This is a genomic window from Micromonospora halotolerans (assembly GCF_032108445.1).
Lineage (GTDB): Bacteria > Actinomycetota > Actinomycetes > Mycobacteriales > Micromonosporaceae > Micromonospora > Micromonospora halotolerans.
Map to the genome: position 1 here is coordinate 1,060,481 of NZ_CP134876.1, position 25,166 is coordinate 1,085,646.

At 73.8% G+C, this 25,166-nt stretch carries 21 protein-coding genes; 9 read left to right on the forward strand and 12 right to left on the reverse strand.

Features of this window, described 5'->3' with window-relative positions:
• Window positions 1–30 precede the first annotated feature (30 nt).
• From RMN56_RS04890 to RMN56_RS04905, 4 genes are all read right to left on the reverse strand, one after another.
• Complete coding sequence (locus RMN56_RS04890) at window positions 31–990, reverse strand: VWA domain-containing protein (protein ID WP_313722635.1); 960 nt, start codon at window positions 988–990, stop codon at window positions 31–33.
• A complete protein-coding gene (locus RMN56_RS04895; protein ID WP_313722636.1) occupies window positions 987–1,949 on the reverse strand; it encodes a DUF58 domain-containing protein in 963 nt (320 codons plus the stop codon). The genes RMN56_RS04890 and RMN56_RS04895 overlap by 4 nt, the downstream gene beginning before the upstream one ends.
• Before the next feature lie 20 nt (window positions 1,950–1,969).
• On the reverse strand, window positions 1,970–3,019 hold the full coding sequence (locus RMN56_RS04900; protein WP_313722637.1) for an AAA family ATPase: 1,050 nt from the start codon (window positions 3,017–3,019) through the stop codon (window positions 1,970–1,972).
• A 195-nt stretch (window positions 3,020–3,214) separates the two neighbouring features.
• The gene (locus RMN56_RS04905) at window positions 3,215–3,754 is read right to left on the reverse strand and encodes a hypothetical protein (RefSeq protein ID WP_313722638.1); all 540 of its coding nucleotides are present in this window, start codon (window positions 3,752–3,754) and stop codon (window positions 3,215–3,217) included.
• A 337-nt stretch (window positions 3,755–4,091) separates the two neighbouring features.
• Between RMN56_RS04905 and RMN56_RS04910 the strand changes: the two genes are divergently transcribed.
• The gene (locus RMN56_RS04910; protein ID WP_313722639.1) at window positions 4,092–5,084 is read left to right on the forward strand and encodes an endonuclease/exonuclease/phosphatase family protein; all 993 of its coding nucleotides are present in this window, start codon (window positions 4,092–4,094) and stop codon (window positions 5,082–5,084) included.
• A 3-nt stretch (window positions 5,085–5,087) separates the two neighbouring features.
• On the opposite strand, the gene cimA is transcribed toward RMN56_RS04910, so the two are convergent.
• Entirely contained in the window at window positions 5,088–6,668 is a 1,581-nt protein-coding gene (gene cimA / locus RMN56_RS04915) for a citramalate synthase (RefSeq protein WP_313722640.1), read from the reverse strand.
• A gap of 309 nt (window positions 6,669–6,977) precedes the next feature.
• On the opposite strand from cimA, the gene RMN56_RS04920 reads away from it, so the two are divergent.
• From RMN56_RS04920 to RMN56_RS04935, 4 genes are all read left to right on the forward strand, one after another.
• Entirely contained in the window at window positions 6,978–7,538 is a 561-nt protein-coding gene (locus RMN56_RS04920; protein WP_154225098.1) for a peroxiredoxin, read from the forward strand.
• Window positions 7,539–7,540: 2 nt separating this feature from the next.
• Window positions 7,541–8,071, forward strand: coding sequence for an alkylhydroperoxidase, AhpD family (ahpD, locus tag RMN56_RS04925; RefSeq protein ID WP_262281485.1), 531 nt, complete (start codon window positions 7,541–7,543; stop codon window positions 8,069–8,071).
• 90 nt (window positions 8,072–8,161) lie between these two features.
• Window positions 8,162–8,620, forward strand: coding sequence for a PRC-barrel domain-containing protein (locus RMN56_RS04930; protein ID WP_313722641.1), 459 nt, complete (start codon window positions 8,162–8,164; stop codon window positions 8,618–8,620).
• Between the two features lie 67 nt (window positions 8,621–8,687).
• Window positions 8,688–9,416: a tyrosine-protein phosphatase gene (locus tag RMN56_RS04935; RefSeq protein ID WP_313722642.1), complete on the forward strand. Its 729-nt coding sequence runs from the start codon at window positions 8,688–8,690 to the stop codon at window positions 9,414–9,416.
• 67 nt (window positions 9,417–9,483) lie between these two features.
• Here the strand turns inward: RMN56_RS04935 and RMN56_RS04940 are convergent, their stop codons facing one another.
• A complete protein-coding gene (locus RMN56_RS04940) occupies window positions 9,484–10,581 on the reverse strand; it encodes a branched-chain amino acid aminotransferase (protein ID WP_313722643.1) in 1,098 nt (365 codons plus the stop codon).
• 211 nt (window positions 10,582–10,792) lie between these two features.
• Window positions 10,793–11,824, reverse strand: a complete 1,032-nt coding sequence (locus RMN56_RS04945) for a 3-isopropylmalate dehydrogenase (RefSeq protein WP_313722644.1) — start codon at window positions 11,822–11,824, stop codon at window positions 10,793–10,795.
• A 224-nt stretch (window positions 11,825–12,048) separates the two neighbouring features.
• Here RMN56_RS04945 and RMN56_RS04950 point away from each other — a divergent pair, with 224 nt between their 5' ends.
• Together RMN56_RS04950 and RMN56_RS04955 are read left to right on the forward strand one after the other, a co-directional pair.
• Window positions 12,049–12,924: an FAD:protein FMN transferase gene (locus tag RMN56_RS04950; RefSeq protein ID WP_313722645.1), complete on the forward strand. Its 876-nt coding sequence runs from the start codon at window positions 12,049–12,051 to the stop codon at window positions 12,922–12,924.
• Window positions 12,925–13,258: 334 nt separating this feature from the next.
• Window positions 13,259–13,615, forward strand: a complete 357-nt coding sequence (locus RMN56_RS04955; protein WP_313722646.1) for a hypothetical protein — start codon at window positions 13,259–13,261, stop codon at window positions 13,613–13,615.
• Between the two features lie 60 nt (window positions 13,616–13,675).
• On the opposite strand, the gene serA is transcribed toward RMN56_RS04955, so the two are convergent.
• On the reverse strand, window positions 13,676–15,274 hold the full coding sequence (gene serA / locus RMN56_RS04960) for a phosphoglycerate dehydrogenase (protein WP_313722647.1): 1,599 nt from the start codon (window positions 15,272–15,274) through the stop codon (window positions 13,676–13,678).
• Window positions 15,275–15,544: 270 nt separating this feature from the next.
• On the opposite strand from serA, the gene RMN56_RS04965 reads away from it, so the two are divergent.
• The gene (locus RMN56_RS04965; RefSeq protein ID WP_313722648.1) at window positions 15,545–16,963 is read left to right on the forward strand and encodes a hypothetical protein; all 1,419 of its coding nucleotides are present in this window, start codon (window positions 15,545–15,547) and stop codon (window positions 16,961–16,963) included.
• Window positions 16,964–17,032: 69 nt separating this feature from the next.
• Here RMN56_RS04965 and ilvC read toward each other — a convergent pair whose 3' ends face one another.
• The 4 genes from ilvC to RMN56_RS04985 all read right to left on the reverse strand — a co-directional run bounded on the left by ilvC (window position 17,033) and on the right by RMN56_RS04985 (window position 23,178).
• Window positions 17,033–18,046, reverse strand: coding sequence for a ketol-acid reductoisomerase (gene ilvC / locus RMN56_RS04970; RefSeq protein WP_313722649.1), 1,014 nt, complete (start codon window positions 18,044–18,046; stop codon window positions 17,033–17,035).
• Window positions 18,047–18,104: 58 nt separating this feature from the next.
• Window positions 18,105–18,620: an acetolactate synthase small subunit gene (gene ilvN, locus RMN56_RS04975; RefSeq protein ID WP_313722650.1), complete on the reverse strand. Its 516-nt coding sequence runs from the start codon at window positions 18,618–18,620 to the stop codon at window positions 18,105–18,107.
• Window positions 18,620–20,548 carry an acetolactate synthase large subunit gene (locus RMN56_RS04980; RefSeq protein ID WP_313722651.1) on the reverse strand — a complete coding sequence of 643 codons (1,929 nt, stop codon included), beginning with the start codon at window positions 20,546–20,548 and terminating at the stop codon, window positions 18,620–18,622. The genes ilvN and RMN56_RS04980 overlap by 1 nt, the downstream gene beginning before the upstream one ends.
• 179 nt (window positions 20,549–20,727) lie before the next feature.
• Window positions 20,728–23,178, reverse strand: coding sequence for a putative bifunctional diguanylate cyclase/phosphodiesterase (locus RMN56_RS04985; RefSeq protein ID WP_313722652.1), 2,451 nt, complete (start codon window positions 23,176–23,178; stop codon window positions 20,728–20,730).
• 111 nt (window positions 23,179–23,289) lie between these two features.
• Here RMN56_RS04985 and ilvD point away from each other — a divergent pair, with 111 nt between their 5' ends.
• On the forward strand, window positions 23,290–25,137 hold the full coding sequence (gene ilvD, locus RMN56_RS04990) for a dihydroxy-acid dehydratase (RefSeq protein WP_313722653.1): 1,848 nt from the start codon (window positions 23,290–23,292) through the stop codon (window positions 25,135–25,137).
• Window positions 25,138–25,166 lie beyond the last annotated feature (29 nt).

The following is a 25,166-nucleotide window of genomic DNA, read 5'->3' on the forward strand; positions in this document are numbered from 1 at the left end:
CGTGTCGTGCGTCGTCCGGTCCTTGCGCGGTCAGGGCAGTCGGGAGAACCACCGCAGCGATCCGGCGGCGGCCCCCATGGCGAAGACCAGCCCGAGGCCGATGAAGCGGGCCGAGATGTCCTGCCGTTCGTTGCGGTAACCCACCGACGTGCCGATGTCCTCGTAGACGGCGCGCAGCTCGGCGCTGGTGGACGCCTCGTGGAAGCCGCCCCCGGTCTCCTCGGCGACCGCCTTGAGGGTCTGCCCGTCGACCGGCACCTGGATCGCCCGCCCACCCCGGTCGACCGAGCCGGTCGGCGTGCCGAACGAGATGGTGTGCACCGGCACCTTGGCCGCCACGGCCTGGCCGGCCGCCTCCAGCGGATCCATGCCGGACGTGTTCGCCCCGTCGGAGAGGATGATGATCCGCGCCGGCGGCGGGTCCTTGGCGGCCTTGGCGTCCAGGCTCTTGACCGCGCCCAGCGAGGTGCTGATCGCCTCGCCGATGGCGGTGCCCTGCACCCCGGTGATCCCCTCGGCGAGCCGCTCGACCCCCTCGTCCAGGGCGTCGCGGTCGGTGCTCGGGGGCACCAGCACCGCCGCGCTGCCGGCGAACGCGACGAGTCCCACGTTGAACTCGTCCGGCAGCCCGTCGACGAACCGGCGGGCGGCCTCCTTGGCGGCGGTCAGCCGGTCCGGATCGACGTCGCCGGCCAGCATCGAGGTGGACACGTCCACCGCCACCATCACGGTGGCCCGTTCCCGGGGCACCCGCACCTCGGCGTTGGGCCGGGCGAAGCCGACCACCAGCAGCGCGAGCATGGCGAGGAAGAGTCCCGCCGGGACGTGCCGGCGCCAGGCCGGCCGCTGCGGGGCGACCCGGTCCAGCAGCCGCAGGTTGGTGAAGCGCACCGCGTACCGGCTCTGCCGGCGCTGCATGGCCAGGTAGCCGACGACCAGCGCGGCGACGCCCAGCAGGAGCCAGAGGCGGGCGGGCGACTGCCAGGTCACGCCCCACCTCCCCGGGGCGCGGCGGGCGCGGCCGCGAGCCGGCGCTGGGCGTGCACGTGCCGGACGATGTCCGCGCCCCAGTCCCGGTCGGTGCGCAGCGCCAGGTGCGTCGCGCCGGACCGGCGCAGCGCGTCCCGCACCTGGTCGCGCTGGGCGGCGGCGGCCCGGGCGTACCGCTCGCGCAGGCCCGGGTCGCCGGTCCACACCTCGCGGCGGCGGCCGGTCTCCGGGTCCACCAGGGTGACCAGCCCGACGTCGGGCAGCTCCAGCTCGCGCGGGTCGGTCACCTCGACGGCCAGCACCTGGTGCCGGACGGCCAGCCGGCGCAGCACGGGCTCCCAGGCCGGGGCGGCGTCCGGGTCGTCGGGCAGCCCGTCGAGGAAGTCGGAGACGACCACCACGAGGCCGCGCCGGGTGGCCATCCGCTGGAGCCCGTCGAGCCCGTCGTGCAGGCCCGGCGTCTCCGCGTGCCCGTCGGTGCGCGGCGCGCCCAGCAGGGCGCGGAGCAGCCCGAGCAGGTGGGTACGCCCGCCGCGGGCCGGGAACCGGCGGATGCCGTCCGGGGTGAGCACCTGGCCGCCGAGGCGGTTGCCGACGCCGGCGGTGAGGAAGCCGACCGCCGCCACGGCGGCCACCGCGAGCTCCCGCTTGTCCAGTGTGGCCGTGCCGTACTCCATGCTGGGGCTGGCGTCGACCAGCAGCCAGGTGGTCAGCTCGCGGTCGGCGTCGACCACGCGTACGTGCGGGACGGTGGTCCGGGCGGTCACCGCCCAGTCCATCCGGCGGACCTCGTCCTCGCCGGGGCGGTACTCCCGGCTGCCGGCCGCCTCGCTGCCGGGCCCGGGCAGCAGGCCGCGGTACTGGCCGTGCAGCAGCCCGTCGAGCCGCCGGGTGACGGTCAGTTCCAGCCGGCGCAGCCGCTGGTCGGGAGCCAGGTCGGCCAGTCCGGGGTCGGGCATGGTGGGTGCGTCCCGGCGTCTCATGCCGCCGCCAGGTCGGCCGCCGCCTCCGGGTGCCCGGTGACCACCCGGGGTGATGGCACCGCCTCGACCAGCCGGCGGACCAGCGACTCGGCGGAGACCCCGTCGGCCACCGCGTCGAAGGAGAGCACCAGCCGGTGGGACAGCACGTCCACCGCGAGGTCCCGGACGTCCTCCGGGAGCACGTGGTCGCGGCCGTGGATCAGCGCCTGCGCCCGCGCCGCGGCCACCAGGCCGAGGGTGGCCCGGGGGCTGGCCCCGTACGCCAGCAGCGGCGCGATCTCGGGCAGCCCGAACCGCCCCGGGTCGCGGGTGGCGAGGATGAGCCGGACCACGTACTCGGCGAGGGCGTGGTGGACGAAGATGTCGGCGGCCCGGCGCTGGAGCGCGCGCAGCCGCACGGGGTCGAGGACCGGGCGGGCGGTCGGCCGCTCGGTGCTCATCCGGTAGAGGATGGCCAGCTCGTCGGCGTCGCTCGGGTAGTCGACGACGACCTTCATGAGGAAGCGGTCGCGCTGCGCCTCGGGGAGCTGGTAGACCCCCTCCGACTCGATCGGGTTCTGGGTGGCCAGCACCAGGAACGGGTCGGGGACCGGCCAGCTCCGGCCGCCGATGGAGACCTGCCGTTCGGCCATCGCCTCGAGCAGCGCCGACTGCACCTTGGCCGGGGCCCGGTTGATCTCGTCGGCGAGCACCAGGTTCGCCATGATCGGGCCCAGCTCCACGTCGAACGACTCGGTGGAGGCGCGGTAGATGCGGGTGCCGACGATGTCGGAGGGGACCAGGTCGGGGGTGAACTGGATCCGGGAGAAGGTGCCGCCGACCACGGTGGCGAGGGTCTGCGCCGCGAGGGTCTTGGCCACCCCCGGTACGCCCTCCAGCAGGCAGTGGCCGTCGGCGATCAGGGCGGTGAGCAGGCGATCGACGAGCCGATCCTGCCCGACGATCACGCGTTTGACCTCGAAGAGGGTCTGTTCCAGCTCGACGCCGCTCGCGTCGGCATCGACCGGGCTGGGCACGCTGGCCAGGGTGTCCGAGATGTCCGTCACGGTGCTTGCTTCCCGTGCCGGCGTGCGGACAAACGTCGGATTATCGGCCCCTGGGCGGCCCTTCCGGGGCCGGACCGGGACGACTCTCCCGGCCGGTCGGCAACGGTGCGAGCGGGGTGGGAAGGCGCAGACGGGTCGGGCGGCCACGACAGCCGGCCCCCGCCCGGGGGCGGGGGCCGGCTGCTTTTGGCGGGGTCAGTTGGCGATGAGCAGGTGGAACGGCCGATCCGCGTACCCGCCGCTGGAGCTGCGGGTCTGGACGAAGACCGCGTTCGGGATCAGGTAGCGGGGCGACACCGAGACCTCGCCCGCGGGCGGGACGTTCGCCGCGTCGTTGCTGCCGATCGTGGCGTGCAGCCCCTTGAGGTTGACGGCGTAGTCGAGCGTCACCTGGTACTGCCCGGCGAACTGGCCCTGCACCGACGGGGAGAACTTCTTGGCGCTCACGACGTTCGGGGAGTGCTGGAGCAGGGTTCCGTTGCTGCTGACCACCGCCCAGGCGACCAGCCCGGGGGCCGGCGCGGCGAGGGTGGCGTTCAGCGCGGCCTTCGCGGCCCGGGTCTCGGCGGCGGTCACCGGCGGCTGCTGGTCGGCCTGGCGCACGCCGGGCTGCCCGACCTCGGCCGGAGCCTTCGCCGCCGGGTGGGCGGCGGCCGCGAAACCGCCGCCGGCCAGGGTGAGGGACAGCGCGGCGAGGGCCACCACCGTCGCCTTGCGCTTGAGGAATGTGGCCATGACAGATCTCCCTTTTGTGACCGTGGTGACACGGCCGGCCCGCGTTATGCGGGACGGATGAATGCGGCACGGGAGCCAGGCGCAGAACAATTGCGGACCATCGGGGGGTCCACGTCGGATCGCACCGTCAGTGTAGAGCTGCACCTGGCATTGAGCTGGTCTTACTACGGAGAGTCGCGACGTCTCGACCAGGTGGAACCTAGCACCGGAAAATGCGGACGGTCAATAGCTCACATTTACTGTCCGGCGAATGGAAAACGCTTCCGATAATTGTGAGAGGTGAGCGCCGGGCCATTCACGAAAATGCCCGGCCGCGGCGGCGGGTAGCGTGACGGCCATGATCACGACGAAGGGGCCGGGACGGGCCGGCAGCCGGGCGGCGCGGTTCGCCACGATCGCCTGCTGGCTGGCGGTCGCGCCGGTGGTTGCCTGGGCGGCGCTCCGGCTGGCCGGCCTGGAACAGGGGCCGCTGGTGCAGGCCGTCGCCTTCACGCCGTACGTCGCCGCCGCCGCGCTCCTCCCGGTGGTGCTGGCGCTCGCCCTGCGGCGCCGCGCGCCCGCGGTGGTGGCGGCCCTCGCCGCGCTGGCGCTGGTCGCCGCGGTGGCGCCGCGGGTCGTCCGCGACGACCGGCCCACGGCGGACGGTCCGGCCCTCCGGCTGCTCACCGCCAACCTGCTCAAGGGCGGCGCCGACCCGGCGCGGCTGGTCGAGCTGGTCCGGGCGCACCGGGTGGACGTGCTGACCGTGCAGGAGTTCACCCCGGAGATCGCCGCCGAGGTGGACCGGCTCGGGCTGGCCACGCTGCTGCCCTACCGGATGCTGAACCCGGAGGTCGGCACCACCGGATCCGGGCTGTACGCGCGCCACCCGCTGAGCGGCACGGGCTGGCGGCGCAACGAGGGCTTCCAGCTCACCCAGGCGTACGGGACGGTGGCCGTGCCGGGTGCGCCACCGCTGCGGGTGGAGTCGGCGCACCCGGCCGCCCCGTACGCGGTCGACGTGGTGCCGGACTGGTGGACCGACCTGCGGGCCCAACCGCCGGCCACCCCGCGCGGCGGGTTGAGCATCCTGGCCGGCGACTTCAACGCCACCCTCGACCACGCGCCGCTACGCGACCTGATCGACACCGGCTACGTGGACGCCGCCGACGCGGCCGGCGCCGGGCTGTCCGGCACCTGGGGCCCCTACGACGGTGACCCGATCCCGCCGGTCACCATCGACCACGTGCTGGTCGACCGGCGCATCGAGGTACGCGCGGTCAGCGTGCACGGCGTGCCGGGCAGCGACCACCGGGCCGTACTGGCCGAACTGCGGCTGCCCGCCGCGTGAGCGTCAGACCCGGGCCCGGTCCAGGCCGTAGGTGAGGGCGTCGACCAGGGCGTGCCAGCTCGCCTCGACCACGTTGGGGTGGACGCCGACCGTGGTCCAGTCGCGGCCCGCCCCGGCGGTCTCCACGAGCACCCGGGTCACCGCGCCGGTGCCGTGGCTGCCCTCCAGGATGCGGACCTTGTAGTCGGCCAGCTCGAACTCCCGCAGCTCCGGGTAGTGCCGGGCGAGCGCCACCCGCAGCGCCTCGTCCAGGGCGTTGACCGGGCCGTTGCCCTCGGCGGTGGCGATGACGCGCTCGCCGCGTACCCGGATCTTCACGGTGGCCTCGGAGACCACCGCGCCGTCCTCGCGGTGCTCGACCAGCACCCGGTAGGACTCCAGGGCGAAGGGCCGGGCCGGCGCGGCGTCCGGCAGCTCGGAGCGGACCAGCAGTTCGAAGGAGGCGTCGGCGGCCTCGAACGACCACCCGCCGGCCTCCAGTTCCTTGACCCGGCTGGTGACCCGGGACAGGGTCTCCGGATGGCCGGCCAGGTCCAGGCCCAGCTCGCGACTCTTGAGCTCGACGCTGGCCCGGCCGGCCATCTCGGTCACCAGGATCCGCATGTCGTTGCCCACCACCGAGGGATCCACGTGGTTGTAGAGCAACGGGTCCACCTTGATCGCGCTCGCGTGCAGCCCCGCCTTGTGGGCGAAGGCCGCGGCCCCGACGTAGGCCTGGTGGGTGTCGGGGGCGATGTTGGCGATCTCGGCGATGGCGTGCGAGACCCGCACCATCTGTTCCAGGCAGCCCTCCGGTAGGACGGGCATGCCGAGCTTGAGCTGGAGGTTGGCCACGATCGCGAAGAGATCGGCGTTGCCCGGGCGCTCGCCGTACCCGTTCGCGGTGCCCTGCACATGCCGGATGCCGGCCTCGACCGCCGCGATCGTGTTGGCCACGGCGCAGGCGGTGTCGTTCTGGGCGTGCATGCCGAGCAGTTCCGGGGCGATCCCGGTCCGCGCGGTCAGGTCGGTGATCGCGGCGGTGACCTGGGAGGGCAGCATCCCGCCGTTGGTGTCGCAGAGGACGAACCGCTCGGCACCGGCGGCGAGCGCGGTCTCCGCCACCGCGGCCGTGTACGCGGGGTCCTGCCGGTAGCCGTCGTAGAAGTGCTCCCCGTCGACGAAGACCCGCCGGCCCTGCGCCACCAGGTACGCGACCGTGTCCCGGACCATCGCGAGGTTCTCCTCGGCGGTGGTGCGCAGGGCCCGCTCGACGTGCCGCAGGTCCGCCTTGGCCACCAGGGCCACGGCCGGGGTCGCCGCGTCGAGCAGCCCGCGCACCTGCGGGTCGTCCTCGACCGCGACGCCCGCCTTCCGGGTGGCCCCGAACGCGACCAGGATCGCGTGCCGCAACTCCAGCTCGGTGCGGGCGCGGCGGAAGAACTCGGTGTCCTTCGGCACGGCGCCCGGCCAGCCGCCCTCGATGAAGCCGACCCCGAGGTCGTCGAGCAGGCGGGCCACCGCCAGCTTGTCGACCACCGAGTAGGTGAGCCCCTCGCGCTGGGCGCCGTCGCGCAGCGTCGTGTCGTACACCTGGAAGGTCATGGGAGTCCTCTTCTCGAACCTGCGGGGAGCAACAAAAAGACCCCCCGCGGATGCGGGAGGTCTGCGCGCTCGGCGAGGGGGAAGGCCGGCGCGCTAGCTGCCAATAATCAGGACGGAGCTGGTCACGGTCCGTACTCTGCCACTCCGATCCGGCTTGTGGGAGGAGAAACCCACATCGCGGGACGGGTCCGTGATCGACTTAACAAGCCGCCCTGCCCAGGGTCCGGCGGTGACCGGGCTGCGGAAGTATCTGGAACAGATCCAGTTACCGGCCTGGCGTCGTCGCCAGGCCGCCGTCAAGGAGGACCCGTGCTCACTGTCGGTGACCACTTCCCCGAGTACGAACTCACCGCGTGCGTCTCGCTCGACGCCGACAAGGCGTTCGAGACGATCAACCACAAGACCTACGAGGGCAAGTGGCGCGTCGTCTTCTTCTGGCCGAAGGACTTCACCTTCATCTGCCCGACGGAGATCGCCGAGTTCGGCCGCCTCAACGGCGAGTTCGCCGACCGGGACGCCCAGGTTCTCGGCGTCTCCGTGGACAACGAGTTCGTGCACTACGCCTGGCGCAAGGACCACCCGGACCTGCGCGACCTGCCCTTCCCGATGCTCAGCGACATCAAGCGTGAGCTGACCGCCGACTGCGGCGTGCTCGGCGAGGACGGCGTCGCCCAGCGGGCCACCTTCATCGTCGACCCGGACAACGAGATCCAGTTCGCCATGGTGACCGCCGGCTCGGTCGGCCGGAACGTCTCCGAGGTGCTGCGGGTGCTCGACGCCCTGCAGACCGACGAGCTCTGCCCGTGCAACTGGAACAAGGGCGGCGCCACCCTGGACGCCAACGCGCTGCTCGCCGGTGCCGGGGCCTGAGCATGGGTCTGGACGCGGTCAAGGCGGCCCTGCCCGAGTACGCCAAGGACATCAAGCTCAACCTCGGCTCCACCATCGCCACCTCGACGCTGAAGCCGGAGCAGGCCTGGGGCACCGCCCTGGCCTGCGCGGTGGCGGCCCGTAACCCGGTGGTGCTGCGGGAGATCGCCGCCGAGGCGGCCGGGCACCTCACGCCCGAGGCGGTCGAGGCGGCCAAGGGCGCGGCCACCATCATGGCGATGAACAACGTCTACTACCGGGCCAAGCACCTCATCGGCGACGAGCAGTACGCCTCGCTGCCGGCCCGGCTGCGGATGCAGATCATCGCCCGGCCCGGGGTGGAGAAGACCGACTTCGAGCTCTGGTGCCTCGCCGTCTCGGCGATCACCGGCTGCGGCGTCTGCCTGGAGTCGCACGAGAAGACCCTGCGGGCCGCCGGGTTCAGCCGCGACCAGGTGCACGAGGGGCTGCGCATCGCCTCCGTGGTGCACGCCGCCGCGGTGGCCCTGGACGCGGAGGCCGCGCTGGCCTGAGCCGGCCGGTGTATCGATCTCCGCAACCGGGTAGGCAGGGATTCGACAGGCAAATCCCCCGAGAAAGTCGAGAAAGGGAGTGTTGACGCCATGGAGCGGCTCGACCCTCGAACGACCCACGGGACGCCGGATCCGCTGACCCAGGGTGGTCAGGGCGCCTTCGCGGGCGGCGCGCCCGCCGGGCGCTTCGATCCGTGGAGCTACCGGGACGACGCCGGGGTGACCGGAGTCGACCTGGTCGGCTACAAGGTGGAGGCGAGTGACGGCGGTATCGGCAAGGTGGACCGGGCCAGCCACGAGGTGAACTCCAGTTTCCTCGTGGTGGACACCGGCCCGTGGATCTTCGGCAAGAAGGTCATGCTGCCGGCCGGCACCGTCAACCACGTCGACCACGACGAGCGGAAGGTCTACGTCGACCGGAGCAAGGACCAGATCAAGGCCGCGCCCGAGTACGACGAGGCCACCGACACGGACCCGGCCTACCGGGACAAGCTCGGCGGTTACTACGACGACACCTACTCGTCGATCCCGCCGGGCACCGCCCGGTAACGGAGAGACCTGCAACCAGCGGCCGGCGGGGCACATCGTGGCCCCGCCGGCCGTTACCGTGTCAGGGGTGGACGCTCCGGAGACCCCCTTTCCCGCGCTCTTCAACTTCCGCGACGTCGGCGGCTACCGCACCCGCGACGGGCGCACCGTCCGGCGCCGCCGGCTCTACCGCTCCGACTCCCTGCACCGCATCGACGAGACCGACCGGGCGGCGTTCACCGCGCTCGGCATCCGCACCGTCATCGACCTGCGCCGCCCCACCGAGGTGGCCCGCGACGGCCGGGTGCCCGCCTACGACGGGCTGGCCTACCGGCACATCCATCCCGAGCACCAGGACTGGGCCGAGCGGACGTACGAGCCCGGCAGTGACCTGGCCCGCTACCTCGCCGACCGGTACGCCGACCTGGCCCGCACCGGCACCGCCGGGCTGGCCGAGGCGGTCGGCCTGATCGCCGACAGCGCCAACGCGCCGGTGGTGGTGCACTGCGTCGCCGGCAAGGACCGCACCGGCATCGTCTGCGGGCTCACCCTGGCCGTGCTCGGCGTCCCCGACGACGACGTCGCCGCCGACTACGCGCTCAGCACCGCCGCGTCCGAGCGGTTCAGCGCCTGGGTCCGGGCCACCCTGCCGGACGCCGTGGAGCCTCCGCCGCCGTTCCTGGCCTCCCCCGCCGAGGCGATGATGCTCTTCCTCACCGAGCTACGCGAGGGCCACGGCTCCGTCGAGGGCTACCTCCGCCACGCCGGCGTGACCGACGAGCAGGTCAAGGCCCTCCGCGCCCACCTCCTGGACTGACCCGGGAAGCGCGCACGGCCGGCGCCGTCGAGGACGGGCCGGCCGTGCGGGACGCGCTGGTGGAGGGTCAGAGGACGCGGGAGACCCAGCCGTGCCGGTCCTCGACGCGGCCGCGCTGGATGTCCACCAGCTTCTGGCGCAGCGCCATGGTGGAGCGGCCCGGCTCGCCGCCGCCGATCAGGAACTCCCCGTCCGGGAAGCGCACCCCGCCGATCGGGGTGATCACGGCGGCGGTGCCGCAGGCGAACACCTCGCGCAGCCGCCCGCTGGCCGCGTCGGCCTGCCAGTCGGCGAAGCTGACCGGCCGCTCCTGCACCCGGTGCCCCGACTCCGCGGCCAGGGTGAGGATCGCGTCGCGGGTGATGCCCGGCAGGATGGTGCCGGTCAGCGGCGGGGTGACCAGGGTGTCGTCGTCGTAGACGAAGAAGACGTTCATGCCGCCCAGCTCGTCGACGAAGCGCCGCTCCACCGCGTCCAGGAAGACCACCTGGTCACAGCCGGCCTCGATGGCCTCGGCCTGCGCGGCGAGCGAGGCGGCGTAGTTGCCGCCGCACTTGGCCGCGCCGGTGCCGCCGGGCGCGGCCCGGGTGTAGTCCGGCGAGACCCAGACCGTCACCGGCTTGACCCCACCGGCGAAGTACGCCCCGGCGGGCGAGGCGATCACGCAGTAGAGGTACTCGTTGGCCGGGCGGACGCCGAGGAAGACCTCGCTGGCGAACATGAACGGGCGCAGGTAGAGGCTGGCGTCCTCGTGCTCCGGGATCCAGTCCTGGTCGATCTCGACGAGGCGGCGCAGCGACTCGACGAACGTCTCCGCCGACAGCTCGGGCATGGCCAGCCGGTGCGCGGAGGCGGCGAAGCGGGCCGCGTTGGCCTCCGGGCGGAACATGGTCACCGACCCGTCCCCGGTCCGGTACGCCTTCAGCCCCTCGAAGATCTCCTGCGCGTAGTGCAGGACCGCGGCGGCCGGGTCCATGGGGATCGGCGCGCGCGCCTCCACCCGGGCGTCGTACCAGCCCTTGCCCTCGGCGTACCGGATGGTCACCATGTGGTCGGTGAACACCCGGCCGAAGCCCGGGTTCGCCAGCAGGGCGGCCCGGTCGGCGGCGGATACCGGCGCGGGATTCGGACGGATCTCGAAATCGAGCTTGTCACCACCGCTCATCGCGCTGACCTCCCTGCGGGTCCACGGCATGCGGGATCGCACGCCGACGTCACTGGTGCCAGAAACTTACCCCGAACGGTCGTTCAGCGGATAGCTCCGCCCCGGCACATCCGGCACCGCCGGACGGGCGGCCCACCGGGCCGGGACGGGAGCGGGCCCGGGTACGGGTACGGGTCTGGCGGCCCGGATCCGGGCCGAGGTGACGGCCCGGTCAGGCTACGGCGTAGCCGGCGAGACGGTCGCCGACCTCCTCGGTGCGCAGCGGCGCGCCGGGCGTACGGCCGGCCAGCTCGGTGGCGACGGCGGCGGTGACCCGCGCGGCGGCGTCGGCGTGGCCGAGCTGGTCGAGCAGGAGTGCGGCGGAGAGCACGGCGGCCACCGGGTCGGCGATCCCCCGGCCGGCGATGTCCGGCGCGGAGCCGTGCACCGGCTCGAACATCGACGGGTACCGCCCCTCGGGGTTGATGCAGCCGCTGGCCGCCAGCCCGATGCCGCCGGTCACGGCGGCGGCGATGTCGGTGAGGATGTCGCCGAAGAGGTTGTCGGTGACCACCACGTCGTAGCGCGACGGGTTGGTCACCAGGAACATCGCGGCGGCGTCGACGTGCTGGTACTCGGTGGTCACGTCGGGGTGCTCGGCGGCGACGGCCGCGAAGGCGCGGGCCCACAGCGAGCCGGCGTGGGTGAGCACGTTGGTCTTGTGCACCAGGGTGACCTTGCGCCGTTCCCGGCGGCCGGCCCGGGCGAAGGCGTCGCGGATCACCCGCTCGACGCCGTGCCGCGTGTTCAGGCTCTCCTCGGTGGCCACCTCGGCCGGGGTGTCCCGGTGCAGCGAGCCGCCGGCCCCCGCGTAGAGGCCCTCGGTGCCCTCGCGGACCACCACCAGGTCGACCTCGCCCGGCTTGACGGCGGCCAGCGGGCCGGCGACGCCGGACCAGAGCCGGGAGGGGCGGAGGTTGACGTACTGGTCGAAGGCGAAGCGGAGCTTGAGCAGCAGCCCCCGCTCCAGCACGCCCGGCGGCACGGTCGGGTCGCCGACCGCGCCGAGCAGGATGGCGTCGTGCCCGGCCAGCTCGTCGAGGACCGAGTCGGGCAGCACCTCGCCGGTGCGGTGGTAGCGGGCCGCGCCGAGGTCGTACTCGGTCGCCTCGACCCCGGGGAGCACCGCGTCGATGACCTTGCGGGCCTGCGCGACCACCTCGGGTCCGATGCCGTCCCCGGCCACCACCGCGATGCGTGCCACCTGGCGCTCCTCACCTCGTCGCTCTGGCGCAACCGTACGTCGCCGTCCCGGCTCCCGGTACGAGCCTTCCAGCATTCGGGATACCCCGATGCACAGGAGTCTCCCAGGTGGCATTCATGGTCCGGTCATCTCCACTGCCTAGGGTCGGTGGGGACAGGGTCGACGGGGGCCCGGGACCGGCTTGCGCCGCGGCGCTGCGGCGTGGTCAGCGAGGGAGCAGTGTCATGCGGATCGAGGAGCAGCGGCGGGGCCGCTGGACGGACGAGCAGCCCCGCACCCGGTGGATCGACCAGAAGGCCTTCCGCCACCGCCGCCCCGACCTGCGCCTCGGCAGCCGCAGCCACCGGCTGGAGCGGGCCGGCGGCACGGCCGGCGACCGGATCAGCGTCCGGCACACCGTCCGCACCTCCACCGCCGAATACTCGCTGCTGCTCAACGCGCCCGAGTGGCTGGGCCGCCGGGGCATCGGCGAGGCGCTCCGGGACGCCGTCGCCGAGCTGCGCGCCATCGATTTCACCTACGGGCCGAACCAGCCGGACAGCCTGGTGTCGAAGCTGCGCCGGGGCGAGATCGGCCCCGAGTCGTACCCGCCGTTGGCCGACCTGGTGGACCGCTGCGCCGCGATGCGGGCGGCGACCGACGGGTGGTTCGACGCCTGGGCGGTGCCGGGCGGCTTCGACCCGGGCGGCCTGCTCGGCGGCTGGGCGGTGGAGCGCGCCGCGGCCCGCCTGCGCGCCGCGGGCGTCCACGACTACGCCGTGCTCGCCGGCGCCGACCTGACCGTCCGGGGCCACGCCGCGCACGGCGGTCCGTGGCGGGTCGCCGTGCACCACCCGACCGACGGGCACCGGGCGCCGCTGGTGCTGGAGATGACCGCCGGAGCGGTGGGCACCTCGGGCGTGACCGGGCGGCGGGGGCACGTGGTGGACCCGCACACCGGCGAGCCGGCCGACCAGCTGGTCGCCGCCACAGTGGTGGGTCCGGACCTCGCGGTGGCCGACGCCTACGCCACAGCCCTGTACGCCGCCGGCCCGGCCGGGCTGGCCTGGTTCCGCAACGGCTCGGACTACCGGGCGCTCTTCGCCCACCGCCGGCGCTGACCGCGCGGCGCGCCGCCCCGCCTTCGCATCCGGGGCGCGAACCGCGATCGGCCCCCACTGTCTCGGCAACGACTGTGGGGGCCGGTCAGCGACGAGTGCGCGTGGCTCGCGCAATCGAGGGGTGCGGGCCGGTGGGTCGGACGGCCGACCGCGCCACCCGAAGACGGGCCGGATATCGACTCAGCCAGTGACCGCACGGGTACGCTAGCGAATCGACGCAACTCGACGCAAGAGTCTCCACAGCGGACCGTCGGGTGTCCTGTCGGTAATCAGCGAGCCAACCTGCGGCGGGGCAGGGGTGACGGCGCGCACCCGGGATGGCACGCTGTCCGCCGTGAGTTTCGACTTGAGCGTGTGGGCCCTGCCGGCCGGGGCCACGCCCGACGAGGTGCGGGCGGCGGTGCAGCGGTGCCGCGAGGGACGGCACGGCGAGCAGTACCCCGATCCGCGGGTGGTCGCCTTCTACCGCGCCATCACGGCCAGCTACCCCGACCGGCCGGCCGGCCCGGGCACGCCGTGGGAGGTCGCCCCGCTGCACGCGGCCGGCGACCACGTGGAGATGAACCTCTTCCCCACCTGCGCGGACGAGGTGCTGCTGGACATCGAGCGGCTGGCCGGCGAGCACGATCTGATGCTCTTCGACGCCCAGGACGGCTCGGTCTACCCGCCGCCGGCCCGCGTCCAGACCTGACCTCCGGCAACGACGAGGGGCCCGGCCGTCCGGCCGGGCCCCCGATCCGTCGTGGCCGGACTACTCGTCGCGCAGGTCGGCCGCGCTGGCCGCGACCGCGCCGATCGAGTCGGCCGCCGAGGTGAGCAGGTCCGCGCCGAGCGCCTGGTCGACGGTGAGCGTCATGAGCGTCTCGCCGCCGGCCTCCCGGCGGGCCACCTGCATGGCGGCGATGTTCACGCCGGCCTCGCCGAGCAGCGTGCCGACGGTGCCGACCACGCCGGGCCGGTCGGCGTAGCGCAGGAAGACCAGGATGCCCTCCGCGCCGATCTCCACGTCGAAACCGTCCACCTCGGTCAGCTTGAGGACGTCCCGCGCGCCGGTGTGGGTGACCGTGCCGGAGACGCTGACCGTCCGGCCGTCCGGCAGCGCGCCGCGGACGGTGACCAGGTTGGGGTGGTCGACGGTCTCGGCCTGCGTGGCGAGGGTGACCTCGACGCCCCGCTCGGCGGCCAGGTGCGGCGCGTTGACGTAGGTGACCTGCTCCTCCACCACCGAGCTGAACAGCCCCTTGGTGGCGGCGAGCTTGAGCACCGACACGTCGTTGGCGACGACCTCACCGCGCACGTCGACGGTGACGCTGGCGGCCACCCCGCCGGCCAGGGCGGTGAAGGCCCGGCCCAGCTTCTCGGCCAGCGGCAGCAGCGGCCGGACGTCCTCGGCGACCACGCCGCCGGCCTGCACGTTCACGGCGTCCGGCACGAACTCGCCCTGCAGGGCCAGCTTGACGCTCTTCGCCACGGCCAGGCCGGCCTTGTCCTGCGCCTCGTGGGTGGACGCGCCCAGGTGCGGGGTGGCCACCACGTTGTCGAAGGCGAACAGCGGCGAGGAGGTGCACGGCTCCTTGGCGTAGACGTCGACGCCGGCGCCGGCGACCCGGCCCTCGGCGATCGCGTTCGCGAGCGCCTGCTCGTCGACCAGGCCACCGCGGGCGGCGTTGACGATCCGGACGCCCGGCTTGACGATCGCCAGTTCCTTCTCGCCGATGAGGCCCACCGTCTCGGGGGTCTTGGGCAGGTGGATCGAGATGAAGTCGCTCTCCCGGAGCAGCTCCTCCAGGCCGACCAGCCGGACGCCGAGCTGCGCGGCACGGGCCGGCTGGATGTACGGGTCGTACGCGATCAGGCGGGTGCCGAAGGCGGCGATGCGAGACGCGAACAGCACGCCGATGCGACCGAGGCCCACCACACCGACCGTCTTGCCCTGCAGCTCCACGCCCGTGTACTTGGACCGCTTCCACTCCCCGGCCTTCAGCGCGGCGCTGGCGCTCGCGGTGTTGCGGGCCACGGCGAGCAGCAGCGCCACCGCCTGCTCGGCGGCGGAGACGATGTTGGAGGTGGGCGCGTTGACGACCATGACGCCCCGCGCGGTGGCGGCCGGGACCTCGACGTTGTCCAGCCCGACGCCGGCCCGGGCGACCACCTTGAGCCGCGGGGCCGCCGCGATCGCCTCGGCGTCGATCTGGGTGGCGCTGCGTACGATCACCGCGTCGGCCTCGGAGAGCGCGGAGAGCAGGGCCGGGCGGTCGGTGCCGTCCACGTGACGCACGTCGAAGTCGTGCGCGAGCACCTCGATGGCGGCGGGAGCGAGTTCTTCGGCGATCAGTACGACAGGATTCATCGGTCCTCGTAGACGCTCGGTTTTGTGGTCGGCCTGGGGCGTCGGGACGCCGCGCTGCGCCCTGCGCCGATCCGTGCCATGGCCGTCGGGTGCCGGCTGGAGCACCTCACCAAGGATGGTAGGGGGCGGCCCGCCCTCCGGGTCCCGGACCGCGGGGTGAGCGCCCTCACACAGGTTCGTTGCACGCCGGTCACCCACCGTTCACCCGAGGGCCGGCTGGCGTGGCCCCGCTACAACAGGAGCCAGCCGTCGCGCCGGGAGGAGCCGCCCATGTCGCTCGTGGTCCGAATCGCGCTGCTCCGCCCGCTGGCCCGTCGCCGCCCGCTCCGCTGGGGTCCCCGGCTGGCCGAGGCGTTGGTCACCCGGTCCCAGGTGGTGAGCGGACTGCCCGGCGGGGCGGCCCGGCGCCTGGCGGCCGCCGAGGAGGCGGTGGCGCTGTGCCGCCGGCTTGCCGCGGACCGGCCGGACCGACACCGCGCGGACCTGGCCCGCGCGCTCGTGGCCCGGGTCGGCATGCCCGACCTTCAGCTCGCGACGGAGGCGGTCGACCAGCTCCGGGAGGCGATCGGGTACGTCGAGGATCCGCCCGACCGCGCCGGGCTGGTGGTGCTCGCCGCCGCCCGGGGGCTGCTGGCCAGCAACCTGTCCGTCCTCGGTGAGACTCGCGAGGCACTCACGACGGCGCTGCGCGCCCGCGCCACCTGGAACGCCGCCGCCCCGCTGGACGGGAGGGAGCGGGTGCGGCGGGCCAGCACGCTGCTGGTGATCGGCGACTGCCAGGCGGCGCTGGGCCGGCCCGAGCAGGCGCTCGCCGTACGGCAGGAGGCGTGGGACGCCTTCCGCGCGCTGTCCTGGTACCAGCAGCTGCGCCGGGCCTACCTGGGCGCGATCGCGGCGACCGACCTCGCGCGGAGCCTGGCCACGGCCGGCCGCCTCCGGGAGGCGCTCGATCTGATCGACACGTCCCGCCCGGACCGGGAGATGGTGCGGATCGTCCAGTCGGCGCGCGGGTGGTCGCTCACGGCGGGGGCCCTGCTGGTCGAGGCGGAATGCCGGGCAGAACTGGGCGAGCCGGACGCGGCGTTGCGAGCCGCCGAGGAGGCGGTCAGCCGGCTGCGGGAGCCGCCCCCGCTCCGGCGTGGCGAACTGGCCGCGGCACTGCGCGTCCACGGGGCGCTGCTGCTGCGGTTCGCGTCGCGCCCGGACGGCGTCGACCGGCTCACCGAGGCGGTCGAGGCGGCCCGGGACGCCGACGACGTCGAGCTGGCCCGCGCCCTGACCCAGCTCGCCGCCGCACGGATCGCGGACCGGCGGTGGGACGCGGTCGAGCCGCTGCTGGACGAGTTGCTCGCCGTCTGCCGTCGGCGGGCCGACGACCTGCCGGAGGTGTTCCGCCCGCTGCTCGTCGGGGCGCTGAACCTCCAGCTCATGGCCGCGTTCGACGCGCCCGCCGGGGAGGCGCACCCGGACGCCCCGCCGCGCGGGCGGATCGCCGGGCTGGACGGCGTGACCGCCGGGCGCGAGGCGGTGGAGCTGGCCCGAACGCTCGCCACGGCCGACCCCCGGCACCGCGCCCTGCTGGAGCGGTCACTGCGTCGCCAGGCCCGCGTCCTCGCGGCACAGGGCCGCACCGACGAGGCGGAGCGCGCCACTGCCGAGGCGGAGAACCTGTCGTCGGCGCCGAAATGACGGCGGCCCGCCGCCCGACGCCGGGGAGAGCGTCGGGCCGCGGGCCGCGTCGGAGCTGCCTGAGACGGGTCAGGCGGTCTCGGTGATGGGCCGGTCGACCCAGCTCATCATGGCGCGCAGCTTCTGCCCGGTCTCCTCGATCGGGTGCGCCGTGCCCTCGGCCCGCCACTTGGCGAAGTTCGGCCGGCCGGCTTCGTCCTCGGCCACCCACTCGCGGGCGAACTCGCCGGACTGGATCTCGCCGAGGATCTTGCGCATCTCCTCCTTGACCCGGGAGTCGATGACCCGCGGGCCGCGGGAGAGGTCGCCGTACTCGGCGGTGTCCGAGATGCTGTAGCGCATCCGGGCGATGCCGCCCTCGTACATGAGGTCGACGATGAGCTTCAGCTCGTGCAGGCACTCGAAGTAGGCCACCTCGGGGGCGTAGCCGGCCTCGGTGAGCACCTCGAAGCCGGTCTGCACCAGTGCCGCCGCGCCGCCGCAGAGCACCGCCTGCTCGCCGAAGAGGTCGGTCTCGGTCTCCTCGGTGAAGGTGGTCCGGATGGCGCCGGCCCGGGTGCCACCGATGGCCTTGGCGTAGGCCAGGGCCAGGCCGAAGGCGTTGCCGCTGGCATCCTGCTCGACGGCGACCAGGCAGGGCACGCCCTTGCCGTCGACGTACTGGCGGCGGACCAGGTGGCCGGGGCCCTTCGGGGCGACCATCGCCACGTCCACGTCGGCCGGGGGCTTGATGAGGCCGTACCGGATGTTGAAGCCGTGGCCGAAGAAGATCGCCTTGCCGGGGGCGAGGTTGGGGGCGATCGAGTCGGCGTACAGGCCGCGCTGGGCGGTGTCCGGCGCCAGGATCATGATCACGTCGGCCTCGGCCGCCGCCTCGGCCGGCGTGAGCACCCGCAGGCCCTGCTCCTCGGCCTTCGGCCGGCTCTTCGACCCGGCGGGCAGGCCGATCACCACGTCGACGCCGGAGTCGCGCAGCGACAGCGCGTGGGCGTGGCCCTGGCTGCCGTAGCCGATCACGGCGACCGTGCGGCCCTGGATCAGGCCCAGGTCGGCGTCGTCGTCGTAGTAAACCTCAACGCTCATTGACTTCCCTTTCCTACGGCGGTGCCCGTCGGCCCGTCGAAAATCTGGTGGGTGCGAATCAGGCGGCGCGCAGCGCCGGGCCGGCGGTGATCGAGCGGGAGCCCCGGCCGATGGCCACCGTGCCGGACTGGACCATCTCCTTGATGCCGAACGGCTCCAGGTCACGCAGGAGCGCGTCGAGCTTGTCGGGGGTGCCGGTGGCCTCGATGGTCAGCGTGTCCGGCGCGACGTCGACCACCCGCGCGCGGAACAGGGCGACCGTCTCCAGCACCTGGCCGCGGGCGTTGCGGTCCGCGCGGACCTTGACCAGCAGCAGCTCCCGAGCCACCGAGACCTGCGCGTCCAGCTCGACGATCTTGAGTACGTTGACCAGCTTGTTGAGCTGCTTGGTCACCTGCTCCAGCGGCGAGGACTCGGCGTTGACCACGATGGTGATGCGGGAGACGTCCGGGTTCTCGGTCTCACCCACCGCGAGGCTGTCGATGTTGAACCCGCGCCGGGAGAACAGCCCGGAGACCCGGGCCAGGACACCCGGCTTGTTCTCCACCAGCACGGACAGGGTGTGCATGGTCATTACAGCTCGTCCTCGTCGAAGGCGGGGCGGACGCCCCGGGCGAACATGATCTCGTCGTTGCTGGTGCCGGCGGCCACCATCGGCCACACCATGGCGTCCTTGCCGACCACGAAGTCGATGACCACCGGTGCGTCGGTGATCGCCATGGCCGCCTCGATGGTCTTGTCCACGTCGGCGGCGTTCTCGCAGCGCAGGCCGACGCACCCGAGCGCCTCGGCGAGCTTCACGAAGTCCGGGATGCGGTGCTTGTGGGTGCCCAGCTCGGTGTTGGAGTAGCGCTCCCCGTAGAACAGGGTCTGCCACTGCCGGACCATGCCCAGGTTGCCGTTGTTGATGACGGCGACCTTGATCGGGATGCCCTCCAAGGCGCAGGTGGCGAGCTCCTGGTTGGTCATCTGGAAGCAGCCGTCGCCGTCGACCGCCCACACCGTGGTGTCCGGCTTGCCGACCTTGGCGCCCATCGCCGCCGGGACGGCGTAGCCCATGGTGCCGAGGCCGCCGGAGTTGAGCCAGGTGTACGGCTTCTCGTACGAGATGAACTGGCTGGCCCACATCTGGTGCTGGCCGACGCCCGCCACGTAGACGGCGTCCGGACCGGCGATCTCGCCCAGCCGCTTGATCACGTACTGCGGGGAGAGCGTGCCGTCGGCCGGCTCCTCGTAGCCCAGCGGGTAGCGCCCGCGCAGGTCGTCCAGCTGGTTCCACCAGTCGGCGAGGTCGGCGGCCGGCCGGGCCGCCTGCTCGGCGGTGACGGCCGCGATCAGCTCGTCGATGACGTGCCGGGCGTCGCCGACGATCGGGACGTCGGCGTGCCGGTTCTTGCCGATCTCGGCCGGGTCGATGTCGGCGTGCACCACGGTGGCGTCCGGCGCGAACGAGTCCAGCCTGCCGGTGACCCGATCGTCGAAGCGGGCGCCCAGCGCCACGATCAGGTCGGACTTCTGCAGGCCGTAGACGGCGGCGACGGTGCCGTGCATGCCGGGCATGCCCAGGTGCTGCCGGTGCGAGTCGGGGAACGCGCCGAGCGCCATGAGGGTGGTGACCACCGGGATGCCGGTCAGCTCGGCCAGCCGGCGCAGCCCCTCGGTCGCGCCGGCCTTGAGCACGCCGCCGCCGACGTAGAGCACCGGGCGGCGGGCGCTGGTCATCAGCCGGGCCGCCTCCCGGATCTGCTTGCCGTGCGGGTGCAGCGTGGGCCGGTAGCCGGGCAGGTCCAGCGTGGGCGGCCAGGTGAAGGTGGTCGGCGCCTGGAGGACGTCCTTGGGGATGTCGACCAGGACCGGGCCGGGCCGGCCGGTCGAGGCCAGGTGGAACGCCTCGGCGAGCACCTGCGGGATCTCGTCGGCCGTCTGCACCAGGAAGTTGTGCTTGGTGATCGGCAGGGTGATGCCCTGGATGTCCGCCTCCTGGAAGGCGTCCGTGCCGATCGACGGGCGGGCGACCTGGCCGGTGATCGCCACCATCGCCACCGAGTCCATGTACGCGTCGGCGATCGGCGTGACCAGGTTGGTCGCGCCCGGGCCGGAGGTGGCGATGCAGACGCCGACCTTGCCGGTGGCCTGGGCGTAGCCGGTGGCGGCGTGCCCGGCGCCCTGCTCGTGCCGGACCAGGATGTGCCGGACGGTCGAGTCGTAGAGCGGGTCGTACGCGGGCAGGATCGCGCCGCCCGGGATGCCGAAGACGACGTCGACGCCGAGCGCCTCGAGCGACCGCACCAGCGAGCCGGCGCCGGAGAGCTGCGCGGGCTGCCGTTCGGCCACGGTGCGTCCGTCCGCGCCGGCCGTGGCGCCCCGTCCCGCTACGGCCGGGGTGGCCGGGGTGGCACCGGGGCGGGGGGCCGGGGCGTGGTCGGCGTCGGCGGCCGGCTCGGTGGCCGGGCGGGCGCGCCGGACGGAGTGGGCGAGGGTCTCTGGCGTGGGTCTCGTCATGGCGGTTCAGGCCTTCGGCTGGAGTGGGTGATGCGCTTCTCAGGGTGGGACGCGGGCGTCCCGGCGATGCTCCGACGGCAACAAAAACGGCCCACGTGCAGATGCACGGGGCCAGCGCACTCTCAACGGGAGAGTGCGCTCAGGTAAGTACTCGCAGCGACCGGTTCGACGACATGCGGTCAAGCCTGACGCATCTCACGCGATGAGTCAACTGATCCCACATTTTGGTTCACGGACGTGGGCGTGTCGGCTCCCGGAGCGCCCTCCACGGCCGGCGCGACCTGCGAAGATCCCTCATTCGAGGTACGCGGCGCGGGCACCTGGGCCGGCGGGTTCGACCGGAGCCGGGGCAGCAGCGGCGACGGCCCGATCCGGGGCGGCGGGGCCGGCGCGGCGGGCGGTGCCGAGGCGGGGCGGTTGCCGGGCGAGGTGGCCGCCTCCAGCATCGCCTCCAGGTGCTCGGCGGGCACGCCCCAGCCGAAGGCCGCGCCCTGCCCGAAGCGGCAGCCGGCGGCGACCACGGCAGCCAGCTCGGCAGGGGTGGTGACGCCCTCGGCGATCACCTCCAGGCCGAGCTGGTGGCCGAGGCGCATGACGATGTCGACCATCGGGGCGAACGCCGGACCGTCCCGGCCCACCGGCCGGACCGGCTCGTGCTCGGCGACCAGGCTGTGATCGATCTTGAGGATGTCGATCGGGAGCCGGCGCAGCTGCCCCAGCGAGGAGTAGCCCGCGCCGAAGTCGTCCAGCGCGATCCGCACCCCGGTCAGGCGCAACGCGGTGAGCCGCCGGATCAGCTCGTCCAGGTCGGTGGCGACGGCGTGCTCGGTGACCTCCAGCACCAGCCGCTGCGGCGGCACGTGGTGGGCGCGCAGCGCGTCGGCGACCTGGACCACGTACTCCGGAGCGTGCAGCTCCCGGGGCGAGACGTTCACCGACACCCAGACGTCGTGCCCGTCGGCCAGCCAGCGGGAGAGCTGGTAGCAGGCCTGGTGCAGCACCCACGCGCCGAGCTTCGAGATCATCCCGCACTCCTCGGCGAGCGGGATGAACTCGTCGGGCCGGACGTTGCCCAGCTCCGGGTGGTGCCAGCGGAGCAGCGCCTCGGCGCCGACCGGGCGGACCGAGGGCAGCGAGGCCACCGGCTGGAAGGCCAGCCTCAGCTCGTCGCGCTCGATGGCGCCGCGCAGCTCGTGCTCCAGCATGGTGCGCCGGCGCAGCAGCTGGTCGTAGGTGGCGTCGTAGCGCTCGATCCGGTTCTTGCCGCGCTGCTTGGCGTAGCGCAGCGCCAGGTCGGCGTTGCGCAGCAGCAGCTCGACGTCGGTCTCCCCGCAGGCGCCGGCCACCCCGATGCTGACCGAGAGGAAGACCGGCCCGTCCGCCTCCTCGTAGGGGCGGCCGAGCACCCCGAGCAGCCGCTCGGCGACCGGCCCGGGATCGGTCGCGCCGTGCATGAGCACCGCGAACTCGTCACCGCCGAGCCGGGCCGCCAGGTCGCCCGGGCGCAGGTTGCCGCGCAGCCGCCGGCCCACCTCGGCCAGCACCGCGTCGCCGACGTCGTGGCCGCGCATGTCGTTGACGTTCTTGAAGCCGTCCAGATCGAGCCCGAGCAGCACGCACGGGACGCCGGCCTCGGCGCAGCGGTGCAGCGCCCGCAGCAGGCCGCGCCGGTTGGCCAGGCCGGTGAGCGGGTCGGTGTGCGCCAGCTCGCGGAAGTGCGCCTCCCGCTCGGCCAGCCGGCCGGCGTAGCCGCGGACGTCGTTGAGGGCCAGGTACTGCCGGGCCACCAGGGCGAAGCCCTCGACGCTGCCCGCCGCGATGCCGAACACGTCGAACCGGCCGCCCTGCACCAGGTGGTACATGGCGGAGGCGGCCATCGCGAACATCGGCACGAAGGCGTACTCGCCGTCGCGGCGGATCAGGTCGACGTCGACCTGCGGCAGGTCGACCCGGTGCGCGGCGAGGGCGGCGGCCAGCAGGCCGGCGGCGATCACCGCGGCCCCGGCGAACGCCAGGGCGGGGCCGGCCTGGCAGAGCCCGGCCGACAGGCCCAGGCCGCCGCAGGTCACCCCGGTCGCGCCGGCGCCGAGCAGGACCAGCCGGCCGCGCGGCGGGGCCGCCCGCAAGACCATGATCATGGTCAGCCCGGCGGTGAGCGCCGCGCTGACCGTGGCCAGCAGGATGGGCAGGCAGGCGACGGGGGTCGCGTCCCCGAGCAGCCGGGTCGGCGGGCTGAACAGCGCCCAGCCGACGAACCAGAGCGCGCCCGCCATGATCACGCCGTCGAGCAGCAGCCGGGCGGTGGCCGCCCGGGCCGCGGCCGTGCCGGGCAGCCGGAGCAGGGCGACACCGAGGCCGAGGCCGGCGAGCGTGGTGCCGAGCGAGACGACCGTGGCCCAGCCGGTGCGCTGCCCCTGCCGGTGCGCCCAGTGGTCGCCGGCGGCCAGCGTGCCGGCGAGCCCGAGGAGCAGGCTGAGCAGGGCGACCCCGGCAGCGGCCGCGAGCAGCACGTGGGCCCCCCGGTGCGGGCCGCCCCGGCGGCGCGCCGACACGGCGAGCAGGGCGGCGGCGCCGGCCGCGGCGAGGCCGCTCAGCACCGCGACGATGACCATGCCCGGGGACGACTGCACGAGCTCAACTGTGCCGGATCCGCGCCCCCCGTGGGGAACCGGGTGTGCAACTGTTGGGACACGGCGCGTGTGCCCGGGGGCCGCCGCGGCGACGGTGTCAGACTGGTAGGCATGCCTGAGCTGCGGTCGAGGACCTCCACCCACGGTCGGACGATGGCCGGCGCCCGGGCCCTCTGGCGGGCCACCGGGATGACCGACGACGACTTCGGCAAGCCGATCGTCGCCATCGCCAACAGTTTCACCCAGTTCGTCCCCGGCCACGTACACCTCAAGGACCTCGGCGGCCTGGTCGCCGACGCGGTGGCCGAGGCCGGCGGCGTGGGCCGGGAGTTCAACACCATCGCGGTCGACGACGGCATCGCCATGGGCCACGGCGGCATGCTCTACTCGCTGCCCAGCCGGGAGCTGATCGCCGACGCGGTGGAATACATGGTCAACGCGCACTGCGCGGACGCCCTGGTCTGCATCTCCAACTGCGACAAGATCACCCCGGGCATGCTGCTGGCCGCGCTGCGGCTCAACATCCCGACCGTCTTCGTGTCCGGCGGCCCGATGGAGGCCGGCAAGACGGTGGCCATCGAGGGCGTCGTCCACTCCAAGATCGACCTGATCGACGCCATGATCGCCTCCTCGAACGAGGCGGTCACCGACGACCAGCTCGGCGAGATCGAGCGCTCCGCCTGCCCGACCTGCGGCTCCTGCTCCGGCATGTTCACCGCCAACTCGATGAACTGCCTCACCGAGGCCATCGGCCTGGCGCTGCCCGGCAACGGCTCGACGCTGGCCACCCACGCGGCCCGCCGGTCGCTCTTCGTCGAGGCCGGCCGCACCGCCGTGGAGATCGCCAAGCGCTGGTACGACGCCGACGACGCCTCCGTGCTGCCCCGGTCGATCGCCAACCGGGCCGCCTTCGAGAACGCGGTCGCGCTCGACGTCGCCATGGGCGGCTCGACCAACACCGTGCTGCACCTGCTGGCCGCCGCCCGCGAGGCGGAGCTGGACTTCCGGGTGGCCGACATCGACGCCATCTCGCGGCGGGTGCCCTGCCTGGCCAAGGTCGCCCCGAACTCGCCGCAGTACCACATGGAGGACGTGCACCGGGCCGGCGGAATCCCGGCCATCCTCGGCGAACTGGACCGCGCCGGCCTGCTCCACCGCGACGTGCACGCCGTGCACTCCCCCACGCTGGAGAAGTGGCTCGCCGACTGGGACGTCCGGGGCGGCTCGGCCACCCCGGAGGCGGTGGAGCTGTTCCACGCCGCGCCGGGCGGGGTGCGCACCACCGAGCCGTTCTCCACGACCAACCGCTGGTCCTCGCTGGACACCGACGCGGCCGGCGGCTGCGTGCGGGACCGGGAGCACGCGTACAGCGCCGACGGCGGGCTGGCCATCCTGCACGGCAACCTGGCGCCGGACGGCTGCGTCGTGAAGACCGCCGGCGTGCCCGAGGAGTGCCTGACCTTCCGCGGGCCGGCCAAGGTCTACGAGTCGCAGGACGACGCGGTCACGGCGATCCTGGCCAAGGAGGTCGTCGCCGGGGACGTGGTGGTGATCCGCTACGAGGGCCCGAAGGGCGGCCCCGGCATGCAGGAGATGCTCTACCCCACCTCGTTCCTCAAGGGTCGGGGCCTGGGCCGTTCCTGCGCGCTGCTCACCGACGGCCGGTTCTCCGGCGGCACCTCCGGCCTGTCCATCGGGCACGTCTCCCCGGAGGCGGCCTCGGGCGGGCTCATCGCGCTGGTCCGGGAGGGCGACGAGATCGTCATCGACATCCCGGCCCGGTCGATCCGGCTCGACGTGCCCGACGACGTGCTCCAGGCCCGCCGGGTGGCCGAGGAGAAGCGGGACCGCCCGTACACGCCCGCCGACCGGGTGCGGCCGGTGTCCGCGGCCCTGCGCGCGTACGCCTCGATGGCCACCTCGGCCAGCGACGGCGCGTACCGCCGGGTCCCCGAGTGAAAGGAGGGGTCCCCTGTTAACGCCTCCGG

Excerpts from the sequence above, each read along its gene's own strand:
- RMN56_RS04930 (WP_313722641.1), top strand. The coding sequence starts at position 8,162 with ATGGAGCGGCTCGACCCTCGAACGACCCACGGGACGCCGGATCCGCTG.
- RMN56_RS04965 (WP_313722648.1), top strand. The coding sequence starts at position 15,545 with ATGTCGCTCGTGGTCCGAATCGCGCTGCTCCGCCCGCTGGCCCGTCGC.
- ilvC (WP_313722649.1), bottom strand. The coding sequence starts at position 18,046 with ATGAGCGTTGAGGTTTACTACGACGACGACGCCGACCTGGGCCTGATC.
- RMN56_RS04950 (WP_313722645.1), top strand. The coding sequence starts at position 12,049 with ATGCGGATCGAGGAGCAGCGGCGGGGCCGCTGGACGGACGAGCAGCCC.
- ilvD (WP_313722653.1), top strand. The coding sequence starts at position 23,290 with ATGCCTGAGCTGCGGTCGAGGACCTCCACCCACGGTCGGACGATGGCC.
- RMN56_RS04980 (WP_313722651.1), bottom strand. The coding sequence starts at position 20,548 with ATGACGAGACCCACGCCAGAGACCCTCGCCCACTCCGTCCGGCGCGCC.
- RMN56_RS04905 (WP_313722638.1), bottom strand. The coding sequence starts at position 3,754 with ATGGCCACATTCCTCAAGCGCAAGGCGACGGTGGTGGCCCTCGCCGCG.
- ilvN (WP_313722650.1), bottom strand. The coding sequence starts at position 18,620 with ATGACCATGCACACCCTGTCCGTGCTGGTGGAGAACAAGCCGGGTGTC.
- ahpD (WP_262281485.1), top strand. The coding sequence starts at position 7,541 with ATGGGTCTGGACGCGGTCAAGGCGGCCCTGCCCGAGTACGCCAAGGAC.
- serA (WP_313722647.1), bottom strand. The coding sequence starts at position 15,274 with ATGAATCCTGTCGTACTGATCGCCGAAGAACTCGCTCCCGCCGCCATC.
- RMN56_RS04895 (WP_313722636.1), bottom strand. The coding sequence starts at position 1,949 with ATGCCCGACCCCGGACTGGCCGACCTGGCTCCCGACCAGCGGCTGCGC.
- cimA (WP_313722640.1), bottom strand. The coding sequence starts at position 6,668 with ATGACCTTCCAGGTGTACGACACGACGCTGCGCGACGGCGCCCAGCGC.
- RMN56_RS04940 (WP_313722643.1), bottom strand. The coding sequence starts at position 10,581 with ATGAGCGGTGGTGACAAGCTCGATTTCGAGATCCGTCCGAATCCCGCG.
- RMN56_RS04910 (WP_313722639.1), top strand. The coding sequence starts at position 4,092 with ATGATCACGACGAAGGGGCCGGGACGGGCCGGCAGCCGGGCGGCGCGG.